The organism is Geothrix terrae (assembly GCF_022808775.1).
Classification (GTDB): Bacteria; Acidobacteriota; Holophagae; order Holophagales; family Holophagaceae; genus Geothrix; species Geothrix terrae.
In genome coordinates, this window is sequence record NZ_JAKZLA010000001.1 from 626,920 (window position 1) to 644,148 (window position 17,229).

Here is a 17,229-nt window from a genome sequence, read left to right on the forward strand (position 1 = left end):
AATGAGCCTTTGGTCACGTGACTTGGGCGCTAGACTTTCCCTGTTATGGGGGATGACGTGTACGTTCTCGTTCTGAATGCAGGCTCTTCCAGCCTCAAATTCAATCTCTTCGACATGGTGAAGGAGGTCTCCATCGCCGAGGGCATGGCGGAGCGCATCGGGTTGGCTGAAGCCAACCTGATCAGCACCCTCGATGGAGAGAAGCGGAAGGAAACCCTTCCCCTTCCCAGCCACAAGGAGGCCCTCGAGGCCATCCTGGAGCGGCTCCACGCCAACGTGCTCCACGACACCCCTGTCCATGCCGTGGGCCACCGGGTCGTCCATGGGGGACCGAAGTACGGGGACTCGGTGCTCGTGACGGACGAGGTCCTCCAGGACATCGAAGCCTTCGCCATCTACGCGCCTCTGCACAACCCCGCCAACGCCCTGGGCATCCGCGTCGCCAGGACGGCTTTCCCGGACATCCCCCACGTGGCGGTCTTCGACACGGCCTTCCACCACAACATCCCGGATCACGCCCGCACCTACGGCATCCCCTACGAGCTGAGCCAGAAGTACGGCATCCGCCGCTACGGGTTCCACGGCACCAGCCATGCCTACGTGGCCGCCCGGACGGCCATCCTGCTCTGCCGGCCCCTGCGCTCCCTCAAGGTCATCACCTGCCACATCGGCAACGGCACCAGCATCTGCGCCGTAGGCCAGGGCAAGAGCATGGACACCAGCATGGGCATGACGCCGCTCCAGGGCGTGATCATGGGCACCCGCTGCGGCACCATCGACCCCAGCGTGGTGGAGATGCTCATGGAGCACGAGCACCTGGACTACTCGGCCATCACGGACCTGCTGAACAAGAAGTCCGGCCTGCTGGGCATCTCCGGCGTCTCCTCCGACTTCCGCGAGATCGAGCTGGCCGCTGACAGCGGCAACGACCGCGCCCGCCTGGCCCGGGATCTCCTGACCTACAACGTGCGCCAGTTCATCGGCTCCTACGCCACGGTCCTCGACGGCGTGGACGCCATCACCTTCACCGCCGGCATCGGCACGCACAGCACCTATGTCCGCGCCAAGGTGTGCAGCAAGCTGGGCTTCCTGGGCGTGAAGCTGGACCCCGAAGCCAACGAGCACGGCACCGGCGAGCGCATCATCAGCACCCCGGATTCCCGCGTGGTGGTCACGGTGGTACCCACCAACGAGGAACTGATGATCGCGCGGGAGACTGTGCGGTAACGTTCCTCCTGGCTCACGAAAGCGGCCCCCGTCCGGGGGCCGCTTTCGTGAGGAGAAGGAAGGCCTACTTACCCTTGGCCTCCATGCGCTCGCCCTTGCGCTCGAGGTGTTCGCCCCGGTGCTCCTTGCGCTCGCCCTTCCTCTCGTTCCTGGCCCCGCGCCGCTCCTGACGCTCGCCCTTGGCATCCTGGGCCGCGCCCACCGCCTCGCGGCGTTCGCCCTTGCGCTCCAGCGCCTGGCCGGCCTTCACGTCGCCTTTGGCCTCGAGGGCCTCCCCCCGCTTCTCCATCCGGGCCCCCTGGGCCATCTTGCGATCACCCTGGCGCTCGTTGCGGGCGCCTCGACGCTCCTGGCGCTCGCCCTTGCGCTCCTGCCTCTCACCCCGGCGCTCCACGCGCTCGCCCTGCTTCTCCACCTGCTGGCCGGTGGTGGGCGGGGGCACCGGAGCCTGGGCCATGAGGGAGGCGCCGATGAGTCCCGCCGCCACGATGAGGGCCACGCGCTTCTGGATGTTGGACATGGTTTGCTCCTGGTGCGGCCGGGCCGCGAAGGGGAATCGTCCCGGGATGGCCTGATGCCGTCCTCGTGCCAATTCACAACCTGGTTAGGCCCGAGCCATTTGGAGAAGGTTTAACCGGTCCGGTGTGGATCGTTGCCTCAAGCCCTGTGGCGGGGTGCCACAGGGAGGTTCCCCCTTCCGACCGGTCCGTTGACCGGTCCCGGTCCACCGGCCGCCGGTTCCCGAAGGAGATCCTCCCTAAACGACCCCAGACTCTGTTCCGTAGGCCATCCATCATTCCGGCAGGTCCGGCATCTTTCCCATCAAGGGGGTTCCATGCGAAAGCGATGGGTCATTGTCTCCGTGGCCGGAGTGGCTTTGGCGGCGGGCATGTTCTTCACCCTCAAGGGCGGCGACGGCAAGGGCAAGAAGGCGGAGGCCTCCACCCCCTTCCGGCTGGGCAAAGTCCAGGCCGAGGATCTCCAGGTGAGCGTCCGCGAGGTGGGCGTAGTGGACCCCCTGACCAAGGTGGACGTGAAGTCCACGGTCTCGGGCCGCATCGTAGGCCTCAAGGTGCGGGAAGGCGCCACGGTGAAGGCCGGGGAAGTGCTGGCCGAGGTGGAACCCGATGTGAACCAGGCCCAGACCCTCTCGGACGTGCAGGGCAGCGTGTCCCAGGCCCGGGTGAGCTTCCGGAACGCCGAGCGGGACTTCTCGCAGCAGTCCGAGCTCTACAAGTCCGGTCTGATTTCCGACCAGGCCTACCGCAGCGCCAAGACCACCCGGGACCTGGCCGAGGAGGCCTTCAAGAGCGCCCAGACTCGCTACCAGATCGTGGAGGACCGGGGCATCCCCATCAGCGGCAACGCCTCCACCCAGAAGGCCCGGGTCACCGCCCCCATGAACGGCGTGGTCATCAAGAAGGGCGTGGAGCTGGGCGACACCATCACTTCCGGCGTCAGTTCCTTCAATGCGGGCACGGTGGTGTTTACTGTGGCGGACCTCAAGTCCCTCATCGTGAGGGTGAACCTCAACGAGGTGGACATCGCCAAGGTGAAGGTGGGTCAGACCGTGCGCATCACCCTGGACGCCTATCCCCAGAAGGCCTTCACGGGCAAGGTGCGCTTCGTGGCTCCCGCCGCCGACCTGGTGGAGAAGATCAAGGTCTTCAAGGTGGAGGTGGCCCTGGATGAGCTCACGGAGGCCTTCAAGACCGGCATGAGCGCCAACGTGGAGATCCTGGGCGAGAAGCGCGACAAGGCCGTGAGCGTGCCGCTGGAGGCCCTCCAGCGCCGCGACGGCCGGACCGTGGTCTACCGGCTGAAGGAGAATCTCCCTCCCCAGGACCTCGCCAAGGCCAAGGAAGGCCTCAATGGCCGGGGCAAGTTCATCTGGCTCTCGGATCACTGGAAGGAGTACTTCGACGTGGTGCCCGTCCAGGCCGGCATCGCCACCCTCGAGCGGGTCGAGATCCTCTCCGGCCTCAAGGCCAACGATCAGGTGAGCCTGGAGGATCCCAGCAAGAAGAAGGTCGAGAAGGACGACGAGAACAACTAACGCTCCGCGCGGGGACCGCTTGCTCGCTCTGCTCGCGAAGTCCCCCCGCACCCCCGCCCCTCGGTCGGCATCCGCCTCCCTCCGGGCCTCAGCTACTCCTCAGGTGCCACCATGTCCAGCATCATCCAGACCCAGGGCCTGACGAAGGTCTACGGCGCCAATGGCACGGCGGTCCACGCGCTGCGAGGCATCGACCTGACCGTGGCCAAGGGCGAGTTCGTGGCCCTCATTGGGCCCTCGGGCTCGGGCAAGTCCACCCTCATGGCCATCCTCGGCTGCCTGGACCTGCCCACGGACGGCACCTACACGCTGGACGGCCGCCAGGTCCAGGGCCTTTCCGGAGGCGAGCTGGCGCGGATCCGCAACGAGAAGGTGGGCTTCGTCTTCCAGAGCTACAACCTGCTGCCCAAGGCCAGCATCGCCCGCAACGTGGAGCTGCCCATGCTCTACGCCGGCGTGGGCCGCAAGGAGCGGCGCGAGCGGGCCCTGGCCCTGCTGGAGAAGGTGGGCATCGCCGACAAGGCCGACAAGCTTCCGGGCACCCTGTCCGGCGGCCAGCGGCAGCGCGTGGCCGTGGCCCGGGCCCTGGCCAACGAACCAGCCCTGCTGCTGGCGGACGAGCCCACCGGCGCCCTCGACTCCAAGACCGGCGCCGAGGTGCTCGGCCTCTTCCGCGAGTTGCACCAGCAGGGCAACACCCTGCTGCTGGTGACCCACGACCCCTCCATCGCCGCCCAGGCCGAGCGGCAGGTGGAGATCAGAGACGGTCTCATCGCCCACGGAGAGGGTGCCGCGTGAATACCTCCGGCGCTTTCCGCGAGCGGCTGCTCGGGGCCTGGGTCGAGATCCAGGAGAACCTGGGCCGCTCCGTGCTCCAGGCCATGGGTGTGCTCCTGGGCGTGGCCTCCGTGCTGGGCGGCTTCTCCATCTCCGACAGCCAGCGCAAGCGCGCCGACGAGATGTTCGTGAAGATGGGCGGCCTGGACAAGCTCAACGTGCAGCCCAAGGCCGCCGTGCGCGACGGCCGGCCCACGGCCCTGCAGCAGGCCAACCTGGGCCTGAGGGACGAGGACGCGGTGGGTGGTGAAGCCCTGAAGGCGGACGCCATCCACGGCGTGAGCCGCCAGAAGTTCGCGCGGGTCCGGGTGGTGTCGGCCTACGGGGACCAGGACCGCCAGATCAGCGGCATCGGCGGGGACTTCATCCCGGCCAATGGCTACGGCGTGGCCCGGGGACGGGCCTTCTCCGCCAGCGAAATGGACACCGGGGCCCCCGTCGTCATCCTCGGCACCGAGGCGGCCCAGGTCTTCTTCCCCAAGGGTGACGCCCTGGGCCAGACCTTGCGCGTGGGATCGGTCCCGGTGACCGTCATCGGCCTGTTCGAGGAGCGGGTCTTCCGCTTCCGCGAGGGGCAGCGCAACCAGTTCTGGTGGCGCAACCGCATCATCGCCGTGCCGGCCAACCTCGTGCAGCGGCGCATGAATGGCGATGCCTACCGCCGGGTGGACCGGGTCACCTTCCGCATCCCCGATCTGGGCGCCATGGGCGGTTTTGCCAAACAGCTCTCCGACCTCCTCAAGGCCAATCACCGCCTCCAGGAGGACTTCCGCCTGGACGACGTGGCCGCCCGCATCCGCCGCCGCAACAGCCAGGGCGACGTCTACGACATCATCTTCCTGTTATCTGGCGTGCTGGCCCTGGTGGGCGGCGGCATCGTCAACGTGAACATCCAGATGGCCGGGCTCAAGGAACGGGTCCGCGAGGTGGGTGTGAAGATGGCCATCGGCGCCTCAGGCCGGGAGATCTTCAAGGGCTTCATGACGGAGGCCCTGCTGCTCACGGCCCTGGGCAGCCTGGCGGGCCTTGCGCTGGGCGTGGGCTTTTCCTGGGTTATCACGAAGAGCCTGGGCATCCCCCTCTACATGACGCCCGCCAGCTTCCTCTGGGCCTACGGCCTGGCGGCAGCCTTCGGGTTCCTCTTCGCGCTCTACCCAGCTTGGAAGGCCTCGCGCCTGTCTCCCATGGAAGCCCTGCGCTATGAGTGACGGAACCTTCATCCTCCGCTCCCCCGGCCCTTCCCTCCTGGATGGCGAAGCGCCCGCGCCCGCCCCGAAGGTGCGCGGCTTCAGCCTGGGCATGCTCTGGGAGGTGGTCCGCACGGGCCTGGTGGAGCTGTGGGCCCACAAGGTCCGCAGCATCCTCACCCTCACCCTCCTCATGCTGGGCGTCTTCGCCCTGGTGGTGATGACCTCCGTGCTTGATGGCGTCATGGACAAGATCAGCACCGGCTTCGCGGGCATGAGCTGGGACGGCACCGTGCGCGTCGCCCCCAAGACCGCGGAGACCGCCGAGGAACGCAGCCGTTTCGTCATGAGCCCCGGCCTCCGCCAGGAGGATCTGTCGCGGCTCACGGCCCCCCACCCCAAGGTCGTGGCCTTCCTGCCCCGGGCCCAGCGCACCTCGTCGGTCCGCGTCACGGGGGACACGGAGCGAATCTTCGTCACGGGCGTCACTCCCGATTACGCGGTCTGGATGAACCGGCCCATCGGTTTGGGCCGCAACCTCACCGAGGACGACCAGCGCCGCCGGTCCACCGTCGCCGTGGTGGGGGCCACCCTGGCCGCCAAGCTCTTCAGCGGCGCCGATCCCGTGGGCCGCGACCTCGTGGTGGAGGGTGTGCCCTTCCGCATCGTGGGCGTCCAGGCGCCGGGCCAGATCTTCAACGAGGAGAACTACACCGACGCCAACGGCATCCTCATCCCGCTGGAAGCCTACATGGACCGCATGGACCCGGCCCACAAGCTGGCCCAGGTCACCGTGAAGCTGCGCCGGGCCGACGACGCCGGCGAGGTCTCGGCCATGCTCCTTAGCCGCGTCCGCCAGGCCCACCACGGCATTGAGGACGCCGAGATCGTGGACCTGGATGCCGAAGCCGCCCGGGCCTACCAGAACTTCCTGGAGCAGATGCACGGCTGGCAGGTGGTGCTGCTGAGCCTTGCCGGCACGGTGCTTCTGGTGGGCGGCGTGGGCGTGCTGTCCGTCATGCTCATCAGCTTCAGCGACCGCCGCTTCGAGATCGGCCTGCGCAAGGCCCTGGGCGCCTCGGACCACGAGATCTTCATCCAGTTCCTGCTGGAGGCGGTGGTGCTGGCGGCCATCGGCGCCCTGCTGGGCACGGTCTCGGGCGGCCTGCTCTGCCAGGCCCTCTCCGCCAGCTTCCCCTACGGCCTGGTGGTGAACCCCGTCGGCCTCATCACCGCCTGGATCGTGGCCCTGGCGCTGGCCCTGGTCTTCGGCCTCTACCCCGCTTTCCGCGCCATGCGGCTCAGCCCCATGGAGGCCATGCGCTGAAAGGGGCGCTAGCATCGAGGCATGGCTGATCCCATCCACGTCACCGCCACCGTCCGCATCCCCGGCGAGGCCATCCGCTTCAAGGCGGTGCGGGCCGGGGGCGCGGGTGGGCAGAACGTGAACAAGGTGTCCTCCAAGGTGGAGCTGCGCATCGACCTCGCCGCCATCGAGGGCCTGCCCGAGGATGCGCTGAGCCGCCTGCGCCTGGCCCAGCGGAACCGCCTGGATGCCGAGGGCCTCTGGATCGTCGTCAGCGACCGCACCCGCGACCAGCTCAAGAACCTGGAGGATGCCCGGGAGAAGGCCGCCGCGGCCGTCCGCGCCGCCCTGGTGCGGCCCCTGGCCCGCCATGCCACGCGGCCCACGCGGGCATCGAAGGAGCGCCGCCTTGAGACCAAGAAGCGGGCCTCGGCGCTCAAGCGGCGGCGAAGCGGGCCTCTGGAGTAACCTGGAAGCCTCCCGGGAGATGACATGTCCGCGCCCCAGACCTACGCGACCCACCGCCGCTTCGATCCGCTGTACCACTTCGTCCTGCTCCCCTTCTTCCTGGTGACGGTGATCGCCACCATCACCACCTTCGTCCGGCGCCCGGCCCTGGCCACGTTCTGGATCGCCCTCCTGGCCCTGGCCGTGACGCTCCTCGCCTTGAAGGCCCGCGTCTACGCCCTCCGGGTGCAGGACCGCCTCATCCGCCTGGAGGAGCAGCTGCGCTTCGCCCGCCTCCTGCCCGAGGAGCTGAAGGCCCGCATCCCCGAGCTGAGCGCCAGGCAGTGCGTGGGACTCCGCTTCGCCTCCGACGCGGAAGTGGCGGACCGCGTGCGCGAGGCCCTACAGGAGAACCTCGACGGCGAGGCCATCAAGAAGCGGATCCAGACGTGGCGGCCTGACGAATACAGGGTCTGAGCCAGCCTCGGCGAGGACAGACCGCCGGAGGCCTAGGCGACCACGCCCTCCTGCTGTCCCTTCAGGAGCTCCCTGCGCATGGCCTCGGCAATGAGGGCGGCCACATCCGATCCAGCCTCATCGCCGGAGGCGAGGCGGGCGTGCTGCACCCGCTGCGCGATGGCGATGCAGGCCTCGACGGTCACCTTCTCGACCACCTTGGCGGGTGCTTTGGCGTGCGTGTTTCCGGGCGGCATGGTTCCTCCGGACTTTATTGGGGCTGTTGGGTGTTGGTACAGAAGATAACACGCACGCAAAAACAATCAATGCATCTATTTTCCCATTTTAGGTCCGCCCAACGACCTATTGGAGGGACCCCGGGCAAGTCGCTCGGCGGGCCGAGTCTCTGGTGGGCAGCCCTTGGCCGGGCGCTTCAATGGCTGCCGTAGTCCTTCTCGCCAGCCCGGACCGCCAGGCGGAGCTCATTCCGCTTTGGCGGCAGGGGGCACGTGGCGAAGTGCGAGAAGGCGCAGGGCGGGTTGTAGGCCCGGTTGAAATCCAGCACCACCTTCCCGTCCTTCGGCATGGCGGTGGTCAGGAAGCGCCCCGCTGGGTAGGTCGCCTTCCCGCTGGTGGCATCCCGGAAGATGATGAACAGCTCGGGGTGGGCCGGATCCTCGATGACGGGCTCCAGGGTGTAGGTCCGGCCCTTGATCTTGAAGCGCAGCAGACCCGGCGCCGCCATGGGCTCGGAGGTGCCCAGCACCGTGGGGATGGCCCGGGTCTGTGGCGTGGCGTAGGGCAGGAAGTCCGCTTCGATGCGCCAGGCGGCGTCGACCGGAAACCGCGCCACGCCGTGGAAGGCCTTGCGCGCGGGAGCCTCGGGGTCCTTCATCCGGATCCCGAACCGGTCCCCCCGGCGAATGACGTAGAAGGTGATGCGCCCAGCCCGCAGCAGATCCGGCTTGCCGTCCACATCCGCCTTCAGCGTGGCTTCAGCCACGATCTGCCCGTTGATGAGGATCCCGCTGTCCGCCATGAGGCGGATCCGGACCTGGCCCCCCTCCAGGATGAATGTGCCCGCCTGGGCGGGGGCGGTCCCCTCCGGCAGCAGCACCGTCGATCCCGGCGCTGTGCCCAGGGTGTTCTCGCCTGGCTTGAGCCAGTCAAGGCCCACCAGGGTCAACCAGCCGTCCTCCGCCGCCAGCCGGGCGGATCGTTCCGCATGCCAGGCGTTCACCGTCTTCACGTAGGCCTCTGGCGGCGGAGCCGCGTCCAGCATGAAGCAGAAGGTGGCGAGGACCAGTGCGCGGCGCATGGAACCATCGTACCAGTGACGGGGTAGGATGGTGGGCGCCCCCATCCCACCGGAGTTCCCATGCGTCTGTTCGTCGCCGCCCTCCTGTCGCTCACGCTCCCCGCCCATGCGGGTGAGGTCCCCCGCCGCCCGGTGCACACCTACTCCATCGTGGCGCGGGACGCGGTTACGGGGGACCTGGGTGTGGCCGTCCAGAGCCACTGGTTCTCCGTCGGATCCTCCGTGCCCTGGGCGGAGGCCGGCGTCGGTGCGGTGGCGACGCAGAGCTTCACCGATCCCACCTACGGCGCCCTGGGCCTGGCCCTCATGAAGGCCGGCAAGCCCGCGCCGGAGGCCCTCAAGGCCCTGCTGGCGGCGGACCCCGATCGCGAGGTGCGCCAGGTGGCCATGGTGGACGCCCAGGGCCGGGTGGCGGCGCACACGGGGGCCAAGTGCATCCAGGCCGCGGGGCACGACCTGGGCGAAGGCTTCACCGTGGAGGCCAACCTCATGGACAAGGCCACGGTCTGGCCAGCCATGGCCAAGGCCTTCCGCACCGCCAAGGGCGACCTCGCGGACCGCCTGCTGGCGGCCCTGCGGGCGGCCCAGGCCGAAGGCGGGGACATCCGCGGGCAGCAGAGCGCCGCGATCCTCATCGTGAAGGGCAAGGCCTCGGGCCAGCCCTGGAACGACCGCCTCTTCGACCTCCGGGTGGAGGACAACCCGGATCCCCTGAAGGAGCTGGGACGCCTCATCCAGCTGCGTCGGGCCTACCGCCTCATGGACGAGGGCGACGGCTACGTCACCGCCGCCAAGTGGCCCGAAGCCAAGGCCGCCTATGCGGCCGCGGCCAAGCTCGCGCCCGGCGTCTGGGAGATGCCCTTCTGGCAGGCGGTGGCCCTGGCCTCCAGCAGCAAGCTGGAAGAGGCTCTGCCCATCTTCAAGCAGGTCTTCGCCGCCGAGCCCTTCTGGAAGCGCCTCGTGCCCCGCCTGGCCGAGGTGGACCAGCTGCCCAGGGACCCGGCCCTGCTGAAGGCCATCGAAGCCCAATAGGCCCTTTGTGGAGGTCCTTTATCCGTTCGCCTGGGGATGCGCCGTTTTCGGCGCCAGCAGCATCCGCACCCCGTAGAGGACGGCCCCCATGAGGATGAAGCTGTCGGCCACATTGAAGGTCCAGTAGTGCCACGTGCCGAAGATGAAGTCGAGGAAGTCCACCACCGCGCCCCTCACGAGCCGGTCGACGCCGTTCCCCAGGGCGCCGCCGAGGATGAAACCCAGGGCCACGCGATCCCAGGTGGATGTCGCCTCCGCCAGGAAGTGCTTGCCGAAATAAGCCAGGGCCGCCACGCCCGCGAGGCCGAAGACTGCGAATCGGGCGGGCTCCGGCATCCAGGTGAGGCTGCCGAAGATGGCGCCGCGGTTGAACCCCAGGGTCAGGTAGAAGAATCCCTTGATGACCGGCAGGGATTCGCCTTCCTTCAGAAGCCCCAGGATCCAGGCCTTGGAGCCCAGATCCGCGGCCAGAACGGAAGCGGGAAGCAGCAGCCAGAGCAGGCGGCGCATCAGGCCCCCACCACGCCGGCGCAGCGCGTGCAGAGGGCCGAATCCTCGCCCTTGCCGTGACCACCCTTGCGGTTCCAGCAGCGAGGGCACTTATTACCACCGTGGGTGCCAGCGATAACTCCTGGAGCGAAATTCACGCCCGGGTCGACGACTCGAGTGAGGCCTGAAACGACCAACAGTTCGTCGAGTGGTTCACCAATACTGTCCAGCAATTCCCAATCTGATTGGTCCTTCAAGGTGACCTGAACATCGGCGTCCAGACTTGTTCCAACGGCCTTGGCGACCCGAAGGGGTTCCATGGCCGCCTGAACCACCTCGCGCATTTCCCAGAGCTTTTCCCACCTGGGATCAACGGCAGCGCCGTTGATCTCGGGGAACCGCTGCTCGTGCACGCTGCCTGCGCACCCGGGGATCTGCTCCCAGGCCTCGTCGGCGGTAAAGCTCATGACGGGAGCGAGGAGGGTGCTGAGCCCCCTGGCCAGCACCCAGCAGGCCTGGCGGCAGCTGCGGCGGCGGGGGGAATCCAGCGCGTCGCAGTAGAGGCGGTCCTTGATGATCTCGAAGTAGCGGCCCGACAGCTCTAGCTGGCAGAACCCCAGCAGGGCCTGGGTGGCGCGATGGAACTCGAAGCGGGTGTAGGCGTCGCGGACCTCCCGGGCCATGCGGCCGAAGGCGGCCAGCACCCAGCGGTCCAGAGGCGCCAGCTCAGCATCCGGCACCGCGTCCCGGGCGGGATCGAAGTCGGCCAGCGCGCCCAGGAGGAAGCGCAGGGTGTTGCGGGTCTTCCGATACGCATCGGCGCTGCGGTCGAGGATTTCCTTGGAGATGCGGATGTCCTCGCTGTAATCGCTGCTGGCGGCCCACCAGCGGAGGATGTCGGCACCCAGAGTCTTCAGGATCTCCTCTGGCGTGATGACATTGCCCAGGCTCTTGGACATCTTCTGTCCCTTGCCGTCCAGCACGAAGCCGTGGGTGACCACCTGCTTGTAGGGCTTGGTGCCCGTGGCGGCGAGGTTGAAGAGGAGCGAGCTGTGGAACCAGCCCCGGTGCTGATCCGAGCCCTCGAGGTAGATGAAGTCCCCGTAGTCGGCGCGGTTCAGCTCCGGATGGGATTCGCACACCACGGAGGCACTGACGCCGGAATCGATCCAGACATCCAGGATGTCCGTCTCTTTCTGGAAGGCCGTGGATCCGCACTTGCACGTGCTTCCCACAGGTACGAGCCCGTCCACGGGCAGGTTGGCCCAGGCCTCGATACCGCCCTGTTCGATGGCGGCGGCGGCGGCCTCGAAGATGCTGTCGGCCACCAGCGGCTCGCCGCAGGCCTCGCAGCGCAGGACGGTGATGGGCGTGCCCCAGGCGCGCTGCCGGCTGATGCACCAGTCGGGGCGCCCGGAGATCATGGCGTAGATGCGGTTCTGGCCCTGGGCGGGAACCCACTGGGTCTGCTCCACGCCTTCGAGGCCCAATTCCCGCAGGCTGCGGCCCTTCCCGTTGAGTTCCGAATCCATGGTGATGAACCACTGCTCGGTGGCGCGGAAGAGGATGGGCGTCTTGGTGCGCCAGCAGTGGGGGTAGCTGTGGGTGAGCGTCTCCTCGTGGAGCAGCGCTCCGATGCGGCGGAGCTTCTCCACCACCAGGGGGTTGCAGTCGAAGATGTTCTTCCCCTCCAGCTCAGGGTCATTCACGGCCGGCAGGAACTTGCCATCGGGGCCCACGAGCTGGAGCAGGCCCAGGTGGTGGGCCAGATTGAAGTCATCCACGCCGTGATCCGGCGCTGTGTGCACCAGGCCCGTGCCGGTGTCGGCGGTGACGTGGTCGCCCAGCAGGACGGGGCTGTCCCGATCGATCCAGGGATGGCGCGCCACCAGGGTCTGGAATTCCTTCCCCTTGCGGATCTCCACCGTGTGCAGCGGCATCCCGAGCTTCTTGGCGAAGTCCTCGCGCAGGGTCACCGCCACGATGTAGTGGCGGCCGTCCGCGCGGACCACGGCGTACTCCAGGTCCGGGTGCATGGCCACGGCCAGGTTGCTGGGCAGGGTCCAGGGCGTGGTGGTCCAGATGGGCAGGAAGAGCGGGGTGGGCAGTTCCATGTGCTTCGCCGCGGTGTCCATCACGGGGAAGGCCACGGTGATGGCGGGGCTGGTCTTGTCCGCGTACTCGACTTCGGCCTCGGCTAGCGCCGTGCGCGCGCCATAGCTCCAGTGGACCACCTTGAGCTTGCGGGTGACGGAGCCGCTCTCGAAGAGCTTGGCCAGGTGGCGCACCGTCTCCGCCTCGTAGCGGGGATCCATGGTCACGTAGGGCTGTTCCCAGGCGCCGAGCACGCCCAGGCGCTGGAAGGCCGTGCGCTGGGTGTCGATCCACTTCTGCGCGTAGGCCCGGCACTTCTGGAGGAACTCCGCGCGACTCAGCTCCCGGCGCTTGGGGCCCAGGTCCTTCTCGACGGCGTGCTCGATGGGCAGACCGTGGCAGTCCCAGCCGGGCACGTAGGGCGATTCGTAGCCCTCCATCCACCGGGACTTCACCACCACGTCCTTGAGGATCTTGTTCAGGGCGTGGCCCATGTGGATGGCGCCGTTGGCGTAGGGCGGGCCGTCGTGGAGGATCTCGCGACCCCTGCCCTTCCCGGCCGCGTTGTCAGCTTTGCGCTTGGCCTCGATGCGGGCGTACAGGTTCTCCGCCTTCCAGCGCTCCAGGCGCTTCGGCTCGCGCTGCGGCAGGTCCGCCTTCATCGGGAAATCGGTCTTGGGAAGGAAGACCGAGTACTTTTTGACCGGAGCCTGCTCGCTCATCGGCGCCCTCGTGCGTCGGAGGGGCGCACCCGAGCGCCCCTGAGGTTGAACATTCAGTTCACCACGGAAACCCTTGCGATTACAAGGAAAAGGGCCCGGAAACCGGGCCCTCTGGAATGGTTGGGAGACGATCGGTCAGAGCTGGCTGGTGCAGTGCTTGCAGCGGGTGGCCTTGAGGGGCACCTGCTCCAGGCAGGCCGGGCATTCCTTGGTGGTGGGGGCGGCCGGTGCCTCCTCCTTCTTCATGAACTTGCCCAGGAACTTGACCAGGACGAGGAAGACCACCAGGGCGATGATCAGGAAGTTGATGGTGGCGCCGAGCACGGATCCGATACGGAACTTGCCGAGGACCCACTCCTCCCATTTGATGTTGGCGGGCAGCACGTAGCTCACCAGGGGCATGACTAACCCGTCCACGAAGGCGGTGACGATCTTGCCGAAGGCACCACCCACGACCACGGCGATGGCCAGGTCGACCACGTTCCCCTTCATGATGAAGGCCTTGAATTCGTCTTTCAGGGACATCGCGTTCCTCCAAGACAAAAGGGGGCGGGGACCCCAAGGCCCCCGCCCTTCAACGGCTACTTCTTAGGGGCGGACTCCACGGTCTCCGTGGTGATCTGGCGGACCTCAGCCTTGGCGCCCTTCACCTTCACGTCGATCTCAACGCGGCGGTTCTTGGCCTGGCCTTCCTTGGTCTTGTTGTCGGCGATGGGCTTGTCGGGGCCCACGCCCACGGTGGTGACCTTGGCGGCGGGGATGCCGGAATCCACCAGGACCTTGGCCACAGCATCGGCCCGGCGCTTGGCCAGGGCCTTGTTCACGGCCTTGCTGCCGGTGGAGGAGGTGTGCCCGCTGACTTCCAGGGTGTAGTCACCCGGATAGGCCTTCAGGCCGTCGGCCACCTTGCGGATGGCGGCGGTGGCGTCAGGACCCAGATCGGCCTTGCCGTTGGCGAAGTGCAGCACGGCCTCATCGAGGACGATCTTGGCCGGCGGAGGCGGCACGGGCTTGGCCACTTCCTTGGGCGGCTCGGGCGCCGGGGGCGGCGGCGGCGGAGGAGCCACGGGTTCAGGCTTGGGCTCGGGCTTCGGCTCGGGAGCCGGCGGCGGGGGGGGCGGAGGCGGAGCAGGAGCGGCCTTCTTGCCGCCGCCCCAGGTGTAGCCGAGGCCCAGGGTCGCCAGGTACTCGGTGCGGGACTTGGGCAGTTCCACGCGGACCGCCTTGGCGCTGATGTCCATCATGAAGTTCTCGGCCAGCTTGCCCATCACACCGAAACCGCCGTGGTAGTTGAAGCGGGTCGTGGCTTCGCCCTTCCCGGAGTAGGGGGAGTCCACACGGGTTCCGCCGATGCCCAGGGCCGCGTAGGGATACCAGTTCTCCGCGCCGGGGCGGAAGTTGAAGAGGCCCGAGGCCAGCAGGTGGGTCTGCTTGGCCGAGCCGATGCCGAAGGGGTTCGGGTCCAGCTGCAGATCATTCTGGAGCGCCCGCAGGTCGAGGCCCCACCGGTTGGTGTACCAGTGCCCCACGCCAATCCCGTAATGCATCTTGTCCTTGAGGTTGGCGTCATTCTCGAAGATCGTCTGGCCCAGGTGGCCCATGACCCAGGCCTGACCCTCTTGGGCGGACAGGGTGATTGCCGACCCAGCCAGCAAGAAAAGGAGCGTTTTCTTCATGCTACCTCCACTAATGGTGATTCGCATCACGCCATAAACCTAGTCCTGAAATCTCTCTTACATCAACAAAAAAAGAATCTAGACCCATTTTTATGGGTGTTCCGAGTGCCATTAGATGTATCGCGGGACGATAGGAAATAGTCGTTTTCACCCACTTGTCCCAAGCGAGTCGGTCGGCTAAATATGCCTTGAAGTTCAAGCCCGCAGGCCGAATCGACCACCCTTGTCACCCTGGGGTAGGTCCCTTGGTGATGGCCGGTGCCACGGCCTCGTGCTCGCGATATGACTCTGGCCGGGGGTGAGCCCCTCTGTCACCCCTCCGGCGCCACGGTGATGAGCGACGCCCCCGTCTCCACGGTGGCGCCCTCCTGCACATGCACGGTCGCGACGGTTCCGCTTGTGCTGGCCTTCAGCTCGTTCTGCATCTTCATCGCTTCCATGACGAGGAGGGTCTGGCCTTCCTGGACGAGGTCGCCCGGGCTCACGAGAAGCTTCACGATCTTGCCGGGCATGGGGGACACCAGCAGGCCACCCGCGGCCCCGGCGCCACCGCCGCCGGACAGGAGGGCCCGCCGGGGATCCACGAGTGCGAACTCGTAGGCCCCGTCGTAGAGCATGGCCCGGTAGGCGTGGGTGTCCGGGTCCGGCGCTTTGGCCTGGTCCAGACGGACCTCCACGGAGCGGCCATCCAGGATGATCGAGTAGCAGCCCGGCTCGAGTTCGATGATGTCGATGGGGTGGCTCTGGCCTTCCCAGACCAGCGTGGTGGCGCCGTCCTGGTGGAGGAGCTCCACGTCGTGGGAGTCCTTGCCGATGTGAAGGGTGCGTTTCATCTCATCCTCCCTACAACCGGTTGAACCGGCCCCAATGCTTCCAGGCGTCGGGTTTCCCGTCGGCGCAGGCGGCGGGCTGGGCGGCGCGGCGTTGCTCGGTTTCCAGTTCCTGGAGCAGGGCGGCCGCCACGGCGAACTTCAGGTCGGGCCCCTGCCCCTTCCGCTTCCAGAAGGGCTTGTCGAGCATCCCGGTGTGCAGCGCACCCTGCCGGAACGGCTCGTGCTCCATGAGGGTCTCGTGGAAGGCGATGTTGTGGCGGATGCCGCCGATGCGGTACTCGCCCAGGGCCGCCCGCATGCGCTCGATGGCCTCCAGGCGCGTCGGACCCCAGGTGCTCAGCTTGCTGATCATGGGGTCGTAGAACATGGGCACCTCGGCCCCCTCGTAGACGCCCCCGTCGTCGCGCACATTGCGCCCGCTGGGGGTGCGCAGGAAGGTGATCCTCCCGGGGCTCGGCATGAAGTTCTTGTCCGGGTCCTCCGCATAGACGCGGCACTCGATGGCCCACCCGTTCAGCGGGATCTCCTCCTGGGTCATGGGAAGCCTCTCACCCCGGGCCACGAGAATCTGCCACTTCACCAGGTCCAGGCCGGTGATCCATTCGGTGACGGGATGCTCCACCTGGAGGCGGGTGTTCATCTCCAGGAAGTAGAAGTTGCGGTCGGCGTCCGCCAGGAACTCCACGGTGCCGGCGCCCACATAGTTCACGGCCCGGGCCACCTTGAGGGCCGCCTCGCCCATGGCCTTGCGCATATCCGGCGTCACATGGGGGCTGGGCGCCTCCTCGATGACCTTCTGGTGGCGGCGCTGCACGGAGCACTCGCGCTCGTGCAGGTAGACATGGTTGCCGTGCTTGTCGGAGAAGACCTGGATCTCGATGTGGCGGGGCTGGACGATGGCCTTCTCCACGTACACGCTGTCGTCGCCGAAGCTGGACAGAGCCTCGCCCCGGGCCCGGGCCAGGGAGCTGGCGAACTCCTCGGGCTTGTGGACCAGGCGCATGCCCTTGCCGCCGCCGCCCATGGCGGCCTTGAGCATCACGGGGAAGCCGATCTTCTGGGCCGCGACGAGCAGCTCCTCGTCCGCCATGGTCTCCTGGATGCCCGGCACCACGGGACAGCCCGCGGCGATGGCCACCTCGCGGGCGGCCGTCTTGGAGCCCATGCTCACGATGCACTCGGGACGGGGCCCGATGAACGTGATGCCGGCGGCCTCGAAGGCCCGCGCAGCCTCGGCGTTCTCGGACAGGAAGCCGTAGCCCGGATGCACTGCGTCGGCTCCGCTGCGCTTGCAGACATCCAGGATCTTCTCCAGCACCAGATAGCTCTCCCGGGCCGCGGCCGGGCCGATGAAGTAGGCCTCATCCGCCATGCGGACGTGCAGGGCGCCACGGTCGGCTTCGGAATACACGGCCACCGTGGGAATCCCCATCTCGCGGCAGGTGCGGATCACACGAACTGCAATTTCCCCGCGGTTCGCAATCAGGATCTTGGTCACGGCCATCGGCTCAACCTCGCTTGTTGGAATCGAATCGCAGGCCTGCGCAGG

Annotated in this window: 17 protein-coding genes; 8 read left to right on the forward strand and 9 right to left on the reverse strand. The window is 67.5% G+C overall.

The features are described 5' to 3' along the window. Positions 1-57: 57 nt before the first annotated feature. Complete coding sequence (locus tag MLE42_RS02905) at positions 58-1,227, forward strand: acetate/propionate family kinase (protein ID WP_243286372.1); 1,170 nt, start codon at positions 58-60, stop codon at positions 1,225-1,227. Positions 1,228-1,291: 64 nt separating this feature from the next. Here MLE42_RS02905 and MLE42_RS02910 read toward each other — a convergent pair whose 3' ends face one another. After that, positions 1,292-1,747: a hypothetical protein gene (locus MLE42_RS02910; RefSeq protein ID WP_243286373.1), complete on the reverse strand. Its 456-nt coding sequence runs from the start codon at positions 1,745-1,747 to the stop codon at positions 1,292-1,294. Positions 1,748-2,062: 315 nt separating this feature from the next. On the opposite strand from MLE42_RS02910, the gene MLE42_RS02915 reads away from it, so the two are divergent. The 6 genes from MLE42_RS02915 (at position 2,063) to MLE42_RS02940 (ending at position 7,537) form a co-directional block, all read left to right on the forward strand. Further along, a complete protein-coding gene (locus MLE42_RS02915) occupies positions 2,063-3,283 on the forward strand; it encodes an efflux RND transporter periplasmic adaptor subunit (protein ID WP_243286374.1) in 1,221 nt (406 codons plus the stop codon). Positions 3,284-3,394: 111 nt separating this feature from the next. After that, on the forward strand, positions 3,395-4,081 hold the full coding sequence (locus tag MLE42_RS02920) for an ABC transporter ATP-binding protein (protein WP_243286375.1): 687 nt from the start codon (positions 3,395-3,397) through the stop codon (positions 4,079-4,081). Next, a complete protein-coding gene (locus tag MLE42_RS02925; protein ID WP_243286376.1) occupies positions 4,078-5,328 on the forward strand; it encodes an ABC transporter permease in 1,251 nt (416 codons plus the stop codon). Before MLE42_RS02920 ends, MLE42_RS02925 begins: the two co-directional genes overlap by 4 nt. Beyond that, the gene (locus tag MLE42_RS02930) at positions 5,321-6,634 is read left to right on the forward strand and encodes an ABC transporter permease (RefSeq protein ID WP_243286377.1); all 1,314 of its coding nucleotides are present in this window, start codon (positions 5,321-5,323) and stop codon (positions 6,632-6,634) included. Before MLE42_RS02925 ends, MLE42_RS02930 begins: the two co-directional genes overlap by 8 nt. 21 nt (positions 6,635-6,655) lie before the next feature. Beyond that, entirely contained in the window at positions 6,656-7,081 is a 426-nt protein-coding gene (gene arfB, locus MLE42_RS02935; RefSeq protein WP_243286378.1) for an alternative ribosome rescue aminoacyl-tRNA hydrolase ArfB, read from the forward strand. A 24-nt stretch (positions 7,082-7,105) separates the two neighbouring features. After that, complete coding sequence (locus MLE42_RS02940) at positions 7,106-7,537, forward strand: DUF6526 family protein (protein WP_243286379.1); 432 nt, start codon at positions 7,106-7,108, stop codon at positions 7,535-7,537. Positions 7,538-7,569: 32 nt separating this feature from the next. Here the strand turns inward: MLE42_RS02940 and MLE42_RS02945 are convergent, their stop codons facing one another. Then, on the reverse strand, positions 7,570-7,773 hold the full coding sequence (locus tag MLE42_RS02945; RefSeq protein WP_243286380.1) for a hypothetical protein: 204 nt from the start codon (positions 7,771-7,773) through the stop codon (positions 7,570-7,572). 176 nt (positions 7,774-7,949) lie between these two features. After that, the gene (locus MLE42_RS02950; protein ID WP_243286381.1) at positions 7,950-8,834 is read right to left on the reverse strand and encodes a DUF1684 domain-containing protein; all 885 of its coding nucleotides are present in this window, start codon (positions 8,832-8,834) and stop codon (positions 7,950-7,952) included. A 60-nt stretch (positions 8,835-8,894) separates the two neighbouring features. Here MLE42_RS02950 and MLE42_RS02955 point away from each other — a divergent pair, with 60 nt between their 5' ends. Next, a complete protein-coding gene (locus MLE42_RS02955; RefSeq protein ID WP_243286382.1) occupies positions 8,895-9,866 on the forward strand; it encodes a DUF1028 domain-containing protein in 972 nt (323 codons plus the stop codon). An 18-nt stretch (positions 9,867-9,884) separates the two neighbouring features. Here MLE42_RS02955 and lspA read toward each other — a convergent pair whose 3' ends face one another. The 6 genes from lspA to accC form a co-directional block, all read right to left on the reverse strand. Beyond that, positions 9,885-10,376, reverse strand: a complete 492-nt coding sequence (gene lspA / locus MLE42_RS02960; protein ID WP_243286383.1) for a signal peptidase II — start codon at positions 10,374-10,376, stop codon at positions 9,885-9,887. Then, positions 10,376-13,171, reverse strand: coding sequence for an isoleucine--tRNA ligase (gene ileS, locus MLE42_RS02965; protein ID WP_243286384.1), 2,796 nt, complete (start codon positions 13,169-13,171; stop codon positions 10,376-10,378). The genes lspA and ileS overlap by 1 nt, the downstream gene beginning before the upstream one ends. A gap of 135 nt (positions 13,172-13,306) precedes the next feature. Then, positions 13,307-13,696: a large conductance mechanosensitive channel protein MscL gene (mscL, locus tag MLE42_RS02970; protein ID WP_243286385.1), complete on the reverse strand. Its 390-nt coding sequence runs from the start codon at positions 13,694-13,696 to the stop codon at positions 13,307-13,309. A 56-nt stretch (positions 13,697-13,752) separates the two neighbouring features. After that, positions 13,753-14,847, reverse strand: coding sequence for an OmpA family protein (locus tag MLE42_RS02975; RefSeq protein WP_243286386.1), 1,095 nt, complete (start codon positions 14,845-14,847; stop codon positions 13,753-13,755). Between the two features lie 311 nt (positions 14,848-15,158). After that, positions 15,159-15,680 (reverse strand): acyl-CoA carboxylase biotin carboxyl carrier protein subunit, encoded by a 522-nt coding sequence (locus tag MLE42_RS02980; protein ID WP_243286387.1) that lies wholly within the window; start codon positions 15,678-15,680, stop codon positions 15,159-15,161. A 10-nt stretch (positions 15,681-15,690) separates the two neighbouring features. Next, positions 15,691-17,178 (reverse strand): acetyl-CoA carboxylase biotin carboxylase subunit, encoded by a 1,488-nt coding sequence (accC, locus tag MLE42_RS02985; protein ID WP_243286388.1) that lies wholly within the window; start codon positions 17,176-17,178, stop codon positions 15,691-15,693. Positions 17,179-17,229 lie beyond the last annotated feature (51 nt).